The sequence below is a fragment of the Streptomyces sp. NPDC001068 genome (genome assembly GCF_042897315.1).
Classification (GTDB): domain Bacteria; phylum Actinomycetota; class Actinomycetes; order Streptomycetales; family Streptomycetaceae; genus Streptomyces.
Genome location: NZ_JBIAYD010000023.1, coordinates 86,506 through 94,022 on the forward strand (window position 1 = coordinate 86,506; position 7,517 = coordinate 94,022).

Here is a 7,517-nt window from a genome sequence, read left to right on the forward strand (position 1 = left end):
GACACACCGGTACGGAAGGAGCGGACATGACGAGGTACGACAGGTGTGACCGGCCATGCCGTGGACATGCGCGGACGGCTTCGTCCTCCGGGCGGCGTTCCCGGTCCGTCGGCCCGGACGGTCCCGTTCTCACCCTGGTACGGGGCTCCGAAGCCGGTCCGGCGCTCGTCGACCTGTCCGCACTGACCGGGGCGCCCATGCCGGCCGACGTCCGGGGCGCGCTCGTCAGGCCGGTGCGCGGCAGGCTGCTGGCTACCTGGATGCCGTTGAGCGGGTCCTCCCGGGTGCCGGCGGGCCGCGTCCTGTTGTCCTGGACACCCGCGGGCGAGGACCGGACGGATGTCACGGCGCACCTGGGTCTGCCGGGCGCCCAGGTTCTGCTGGCCCTCTGGCCGGGACTGCGCGGCGACTGGTCGGCCGTCGTCCGGCCCACGGTCGCCGAGGTGACCGAACTGCATGCCGCGCTCCGTCTCGCCACCCGGGCCCTGGAGCGGCTGACCGACTGAGTGGGCACCGCCCCCGGTCAGGCCGCCGCCTGGTCGGCCACGAGCCGGTCCAGGAATACGTGGAGCCGTGCGTTGGCCGCCCGGTGGTCGGTGCGGCGCAGTTCCTGCGGCCGCTGTACGAATCGGCGGCCGTCGAGCGCGGCCAGTTCCTGCCGTGCCGAGCCGATGAGTGCCTCGACGATGTCCGGGTCGAACTCCATGTGGCACTGGAACCCGTACAGGAACCTGCCGTAGGCCACGATCTGCCGGGGGCAGCCCTCGCTGGCGGCCAGCACGGTCGCGTCGGGCGTGAGGCCCGGCATGTCCTGGTGCCAGTGCCCGGAGTCGAAGCACTCGTCGAAGCCTTCCAACAGGGGATGCCGGCGGCCGGCCCCGGTCAGCGTGACGGGGAAGGAGCCGATCTCCGGCTCCGGGCTGGGCAGGCTGGGTGCCCCGAGCGCCGTGCCGAGCAGTTGCGCGCCGAGACAGACGCCGACGACGGCCCTGCCTGCCACCGCGCACGCGGCGATCAGCGCCGTCTCGGCCGCCGCGTCGAAGTGCGGGCACTCGGCGATGGTCGTGGCCGGGGACTGAGGGCCGCCCATCACGACGAGCAGGTCGATACCGTCGGGGGACGACGGGAGTGGCTCGCCGGCGTAGAGCCGGGAGAAGGTGACGGCGTGCTGTCTGTCGTGGGCCCAGCGGGCGTAGGCGCCGGGGGCCTCGAACTCCTCGTGGACGACGAAGTGGACGCGCATGACGGTCTCGGGATCCTCGGGCGGGGTCAGCGTCGGTGTGGGTGGTGGGGGGCGGGAGCGGTCACCACGATCCGCGGTGCGGGTTGCTCCGGGCGCTGGAGGAGGAGCGTGGCGGAGTCCGCCCGGCCGGTCGGGCGGATGCCGCGGAGGAACGCGGTGAGGATCTCCAGAGTCCGCTCGGGTTCCTCGTAGGTGGCGGCGTGGCCGCCTTTGACCGCGGCCAGCCGCGCACCGGGGATGCCGTGCGCGAGTTCAACCGAGTGCTCCGGGGCCACGAATCGGTCTCCCGTGGCCGCGACCACCAGGGTGGGGGCCGTGATCGAAGCGAGTTCGGCGCGCAGGTCCGTACCGAGGGCCAGGGCGATCTGCTGGGCGGTGCCGGGAGCGAACGTCACCAGCCGGGAGGTGAGCCGCCGTGCCGCTTCCGGCGTGAGTTCGGCCAGGTAGTCCTCGGAGAAGGACAGCGAGGTCAGGAACGCGTTCAGCTTCTCGTCGCGGTGGACGTGCAGTGATGCCCACATCTCCAGGCTGAGCCAGAGCGCGGTACGCGGACGGGCGAAGCCGGCGAGGGTGAACAGGCCCCGGACCCGGTCGGGATGGCGGGCGGCGACCTTGACGGCGACGGCGGCACCGAGCGAGATCCCCGCGATCACGAATTCGCGCAGCCCGGCGTGGTGCGCCGTGGCCACCACCTCGTCGGCCAGGTCATCTGCCTGCAGCGGGCCGGCCGGCAGTCGGTTGATTCCCGATCCGGGGAGGTCGACGAGGACCACGCGGTGCGTGGCTGCGAGATCGGCCGTGAGCGGGTCCCAGGTATCGGCCGCGGAGCCTCCGATCCCGGGCAGGAGGATCAGACCGGGCCCGCTGCCCAGGGTGTCGTACGCCAGCATGTGCCACCTCTTCTCGCACTTCACTACGAGTACGAGAGGGGACGGTGCTCGGGTTCACTCGTGTGCGGGGGGCCGGACGGCGCGGGGGCCGCGGATCCGCCTGGTCACCGGGCCCTGTTCCGGGCGGGCCCGGCGTCGGCCGGATCGGTGGCTGTCCAGGTGGTGAGGATGCGCAGGGCGTCGTGGGAGGGGGTGCCGGTCTCGGCGGTCAGGACCATCAGCCGCTGTCCGGAGCCGTCGGAGCCGGCCCAGGTGTCGCAGTCCAGGGTGAGGTCGCCGACCAGGGGGTGGCGGTAGTGCTTGGTCCCGTAGGTCGCGCTGTTGACGCGGTGCTCGGCCCACCAGTTGCGGAAGTCCGCGTCCCGGGCGCACAGTTCGGTGATCAGGCGGGCGAGTTCGGGGTCGTCGGGGTCGGCGGCGGCCTCCATGCGCAGGGCGGCGACGGCGTCGCGGGCGTCGTGCTCCCAGTCCTTGTGCATGCCGCGGATCACGGGGTCGGTGAACAGCAGGCGTACATAGTTGCGGCGGTCGTCGGGGACGGCGGCGAAGTCGGTGTAGAGGGCGGTGGCGGCCGGGTTCCAGGCGAGGACGTCCAGGCGCCGGCCGAGGACGAGGGCGGGGGTCGCGGTGAGCTCGTCCAGCAGTCGGCGCATCGCGGGCCGCACCCGCTGGGCGGCCGTGCGGCGGCGCGGGCGGTCGTCGGTGCGCCCGGCCAGCTCGTAGAGGTAGCTCTGCTGGTCGTCGTCGAGGCGCAGGGCGCGGACCAGGGTGACGAGCACGGGGGCCGAGGCCCGGACGCGGCCCTGTTCGAGCCGGGTGTAGTAGTCCACGCTGATGGAGGCGAGGAGGGCGACCTCCTCGCGGCGCAGCCCGGTGACCCTGCGGGCGGAGTCCGTCCCGGGCAGACCGCACTCGCCGGGGTCCAGCTGAGCCCGACGGGCCTTGAGGAACTCCCCGAGCGCACGGGGGTCGGAGCGTGAGGTCATGGTGTCCATTCTCCCGCGAACCACGCACACGTGAGGTGTGCCGTGTCGGGTGATGTCCCCTGGGGCGTCCCGAGGGCGGCGGTACTGGTGTCCCGCCGCCCTCCGGGAGAGCGTCAGCGGACGGTGGCGTGGGCGGCCCGCTCGATCACGTCGGCCACCAGGTGCGGGTGGGAGACGGCGACCGAGTGGGACGCGGCGACCTCGGTGGTGTGGGAGTGGGCGCGCTTGGCCATGAAGCGCTGCACCGCGGCGGGGATGTTGAGGTCGCGGGTGGTAACGATGTCCCAGCTGGGGATGGTCTTCCAGGCGGCGCTGGTGGCCTTCTCCTCCAGGGCGGACTGTGCGATGGGCCGCTGTTCCGCGGCCATGAGCGCGGCCTGGGCGGCGGGGACGTCGGCGGCGAACTGGTGGCGGAACTTGTCCTGCTGGATGTACAGGTCGGTGGCGGTGGAGCCGTCGGACTGCTGGTAGGTGACCGGGTCGAGGGCGTCCGGGAGCGTGGAGCCCGGGTACTTGTTGGTCAGCTCCAGGGCGCTCTCGCCGGGGGCCGGCAGGAAGGCCGCGACATAGACCAGGCCCTTGACCTGCGGATCGTTGGTGGCGGCCTCGCTGATGACGTTGCCGCCGTAGGAGTGGCCGACCAGGATCTTCGGGCCCTTGACGTGGTCGAGGACCGTGCGCAGGGCGGCGGCGTCGGCGGCCGGGCCGCGCAGCGGATTGGCGGCGGCGACGACCGGGTAACCGTCCGCACGCAGGTCGGCGATGACGCCGTTCCAGCTGGAGCCGTCGGCGAAGGCGCCGTGCTCCAGGACGATCGTCGGCTTGGCGTGCCGGCTCGCCTCGGGGGTGTTCGTCGCGCCGTTGGCGGTGCCGCTGAGGGCGAACGCGCCGAGCGCGAGCCCCGCCGTGAGCGTCGAGACCACACCCGTCACCATCCGCTTGCGCCCACCCTTGATGCTCACCACGACAGACCTCTTTCACATGTGTTTCGACAGATGTTCCGGAGCGATGCGGTCCGGTCTTACCGGACTCGCGTCACCGCCTTGACTGGTGACTAACCTGTCATGCTTGGAATCACCTGTCAAGGTGGTGACGAAGGGTTCGCGCCGAAGCGCGTGGGGCCGTGAAACGGGCCTGAGCCGCAGTGCGCACCGCTGCGGACGGCGAGGCGCCCGGACCACGCCCGAGGGCGACCGGCGGCGGGCACGGTGCCCGCCGGCACCTCCAGAGGCCCCGCCGGAGCGTGACGCCGCCCTCGGGTGTGGTCCGTCCGGCCCTCGTCCCGTACCGGGCTTCACACCCGAACGGGCGGCCACGCCTCCCGTTCCGCCGGGCGCGCGCGGCCCTGCGGTCGCACCCGGCGTCGCTTCCGGGCCGGGTTCGGAAGGCCGTGGCCGCCGTTCTGCGTGGTGCGTGGTCCGGGCGGTCGCGTCCGCGGTCCGCCCCTGGCCGGGGTGGGCGGCTCCCCCGTTGCCGCTCGTCTCTTGCGCAGGCGGTGGCCACGTCCGCCGATCCGCGCGGCGGGTCCTCAACGACCGCGCGGCCGGAAAGGCATGCCTTTCCGGCCGCGCGACCGGGTCCGGCGCACAGGTGTTCCGTCGGGGCCCACCCCCGTCCGCCCCCGTCAGTCAACCGGCCGGGGCCGCTGTCCCACCTGCGCCCAGGGGTCGTTGCGGAGAATCTCCGCCAGCGTCGACGCGCAGCCGGCCAGCATCCGCTCACCCTTCTCCGCGGTCGCCACCCGGGCATCGCCCGCGACCCCGCTCGGGGTGATCCGGTCGAAGGGAACGGCGATGTACACCGGCTCGGTGGACTCCGCGGGCAGGGTGATCCGCGGCCCGTGCGCCTCGCTCAGGTGCCCGGGCCGGATCAGTTCGGGGTATGCGGCCATCATCATGGACGTCTCGCCCTCGCAGGCGTGCATCAGGCCGTCCTGGGTCTCCAGGGTGTCCCGCACCACCTCCCGCCCGACACCGAAGTAACTGGCGAACGCGATCGGCGTCGACAGCTCCACGGTCAGCTCGGTCGTGAGGGCGTTGAGGGCGGTCATGTTCCCGCCGTGGCCGTTGACGATCAGGATGCGGGAGAAACCCACCCGGATCATGGAACGGCACAGGTCACGCAGCAGCGCGTGCAGGGTGGGCAGGCTGACCGTGAGGGTGCCGCCGAAGGCCATGTGGTGCTCGGACAGCCCCGTGGAGATCGACGGGGCCACCACGACACCGGTGTGCTCCGCTGCCAGCACCGCCGCCGCCCGGTGGCACACCTCCGCCGCCAGCAGGTCGTCGACGCCGGTGGGCAGGTGAGGACCGTGCTGCTCGGTGGCCCCGATGGGCAGCAGGACCACCGCGTCCCGCGCTGCCAGGTCACGCAGTTCGGCGGCCGTCAGCCGGTTCCACTGGACTTCGGTCATCTGGGACTCCTCCTGGGAGTGGCATGGCCGGCACCAGGGCGGGGCGCCGGCCCGGTGACGGGTGCGGGACTCAGAGGTGGTCGGCGTCGACCACGGCCTGGGCGAAGGTGGTGGGCGCCTCCTGCGGCAGGTTGTGGCCGATGTTCGCGACGGTCCGGTGCTGGTACGCGCCGGTGAAGTGCTGGCGGTAGCTGGAGCCGTCGCCGGGCGGCGTGAAGGGGTCGAGCGCGGCGTCGAGGGTGACCGTGGGGACACCGATCGTGGGCTGCGCCGCGAGCTGCCTCTCGTAGCGGTCGTAGCGTCGGTCGCCCTCGATGAGACCGATGCGCCAGCGGTAGTTGTAGAGGACGACGGCGGCGTAGTCGGGGTTCTTGAAGGCCTGGGCGGTGCGGTTGTAGGTGGCGTCGTCGAAATTCCAGTTCGGCGAGACGAGCGTCCACACGTAGCGGCACAGCGCGATGCGCTCGGTCTCGTTCTCCATGGCCTTCTTGCCGCGCTCGGAGGCGAAGTACCACTGGTACCACCAGTTGTGCTCGACGGCCGGTGCCGCGGGCTCCAGCTGCGCCTTGCGGTCGGTGATGAGGTAGCCGCTGGTGGAGACGAGCGCCTTCACACGGTCCGGCCACAGGGCGGCGATGATGTCCGCGGTGCGCGAGCCCCAGTCGAAGCCGGCCAGGAGCGCCTTCTGGATCTTGAGGGCGTCCATGAAGGCGATGATGTCCAGCGCGATGGCGGACTGCTCGGCGTTGCGCGGGGTGTGGCCGGACAGGAAGCGGGTGCTCCCGTGGCCGCGCAGGTAGGGGACGAGGACGCGGTAGCCCTGGTCGGCGAGGAGCGGCGCGACGTCGACGAAGCTGTGGATGTCGTACGGCCAGCCGTGCAGGAGGATGACGACCGGGCCGTGCGCCGGGCCCGCCTCGGCGTAGCCGACGTCCAGGACACCCGCCTTCACGTGCTTGAGCGTGCTGAACTCGGTGTGAGTGCCGGGGGTGACGGTGGGCACCACGGGAACGGAGGACCCGCCCGGCGTGCGCGTGGGGGTGGAGGCGGCCGCGCCGGTCTGGAAGCCGGCCAGCGAGACCGCGGCCGCGCCGGTGCCCAGGCCGACGGCCTTGCTGAAGGTACGCCTGTTGATCATGTGAATCCCTCTCGTGCGTTTCCGGTGACCGGCCCGCGTCCGGGAGATCTCCCGGACGCTTCGGCGTTGTGGGATCACCGCGCGGCTCATTGGCGCGACGACCCTCGCACAAGCTCCGTCACCTGTCAAACAGGTGACGCGAGATGATCTCCGGCGAGGCCGGCCGGTCCGAGGTGCCCCCTTTGCGGGGACGTGATCGGCGGTACACACTCTTGTCTGCAGGGAAACCGGACACATCAGTCATATGACGGTCGGGCGCGCACGGCGACACGAACCGGCCTGCGCACCGGGGTTTCCGCTCGGAGCCGCGGTTTCACACACGTGTGGCCACACGCGGCTCCTCCGGACGGCCCGCCGCGCCCGCCCGCGCCCGGAGCGGTCCTCAGTCATTCGACTGACCGGCCTGTCGGTGAGCCCTCAGCCGCCGTGCCCGTCCTCCAGTCTGCCCAGTGCGTCGCGCAGGGCGGCGCGTGAGGTGATGCCGAGTTTGGGGAAGACCCGGTACAGGTGTGAGCTGACGGTGCGGGGGGACAGGTGCATCCGTTCGCCGATCTCCTTGTTGGTCAGGCCGCCGGCCGCGAGTTCGGCGATCCGGCGCTCCTGCCAGGTCAGTTCCGCGAGCTGCGCGGACGTGGCCCGTGTGGCCAGACCCGATGCCCTCAGCTCGGCCCGGGCCCGCTCGGACCAGACCGGCGCGCCCAGTCGCTCGAACGTCTCCGCGGCCCTGACCAGGAGCTGTCGCGCGTTCTTGGGTCCCTGGGTGTGTCGGAGGCGGATGCCGTGGGCGAGGCGGATGCGGGCGAGTTCGTAGGGGAAGTGGGTGGCGGCGGGGTGGGTTTCGGCTTGG

General features: G+C 72.2%; 8 protein-coding genes. 1 reads left to right on the top strand and 7 read right to left on the bottom strand.

What is annotated here, in order from left to right:
• Nucleotides 1–26 precede the first annotated feature (26 nt).
• Nucleotides 27–506 carry a hypothetical protein gene (locus ACFY3I_RS41205; protein ID WP_390866088.1) on the top strand — a complete coding sequence of 160 codons (480 nt, stop codon included), beginning with the start codon at nt 27–29 and terminating at the stop codon, nt 504–506.
• 17 nt (nt 507–523) lie between these two features.
• Here the strand turns inward: ACFY3I_RS41205 and ACFY3I_RS41210 are convergent, their stop codons facing one another.
• The 7 genes from ACFY3I_RS41210 to ACFY3I_RS41240 form a co-directional block, all read right to left on the bottom strand.
• Entirely contained in the window at nt 524–1,243 is a 720-nt protein-coding gene (locus tag ACFY3I_RS41210; protein ID WP_390866089.1) for a hypothetical protein, read from the bottom strand.
• Between the two features lie 26 nt (nt 1,244–1,269).
• Nucleotides 1,270–2,133, bottom strand: coding sequence for an alpha/beta fold hydrolase (locus tag ACFY3I_RS41215; protein WP_390866090.1), 864 nt, complete (start codon nt 2,131–2,133; stop codon nt 1,270–1,272).
• 104 nt (nt 2,134–2,237) lie between these two features.
• Nucleotides 2,238–3,119, bottom strand: a complete 882-nt coding sequence (locus tag ACFY3I_RS41220) for a helix-turn-helix domain-containing protein (protein WP_390866091.1) — start codon at nt 3,117–3,119, stop codon at nt 2,238–2,240.
• Between the two features lie 113 nt (nt 3,120–3,232).
• The gene (locus tag ACFY3I_RS41225) at nt 3,233–4,084 is read right to left on the bottom strand and encodes an alpha/beta fold hydrolase (protein WP_390866092.1); all 852 of its coding nucleotides are present in this window, start codon (nt 4,082–4,084) and stop codon (nt 3,233–3,235) included.
• Between the two features lie 659 nt (nt 4,085–4,743).
• Nucleotides 4,744–5,532: a creatininase family protein gene (locus ACFY3I_RS41230; protein WP_390866093.1), complete on the bottom strand. Its 789-nt coding sequence runs from the start codon at nt 5,530–5,532 to the stop codon at nt 4,744–4,746.
• 70 nt (nt 5,533–5,602) lie between these two features.
• The gene (locus ACFY3I_RS41235) at nt 5,603–6,670 is read right to left on the bottom strand and encodes an alpha/beta fold hydrolase (protein ID WP_390866094.1); all 1,068 of its coding nucleotides are present in this window, start codon (nt 6,668–6,670) and stop codon (nt 5,603–5,605) included.
• Nucleotides 6,671–7,087: 417 nt separating this feature from the next.
• Nucleotides 7,088–7,517 (bottom strand): LuxR C-terminal-related transcriptional regulator (locus tag ACFY3I_RS41240; RefSeq protein ID WP_390866095.1); only part of this gene is annotated, 430 nt, incomplete at its 5' end.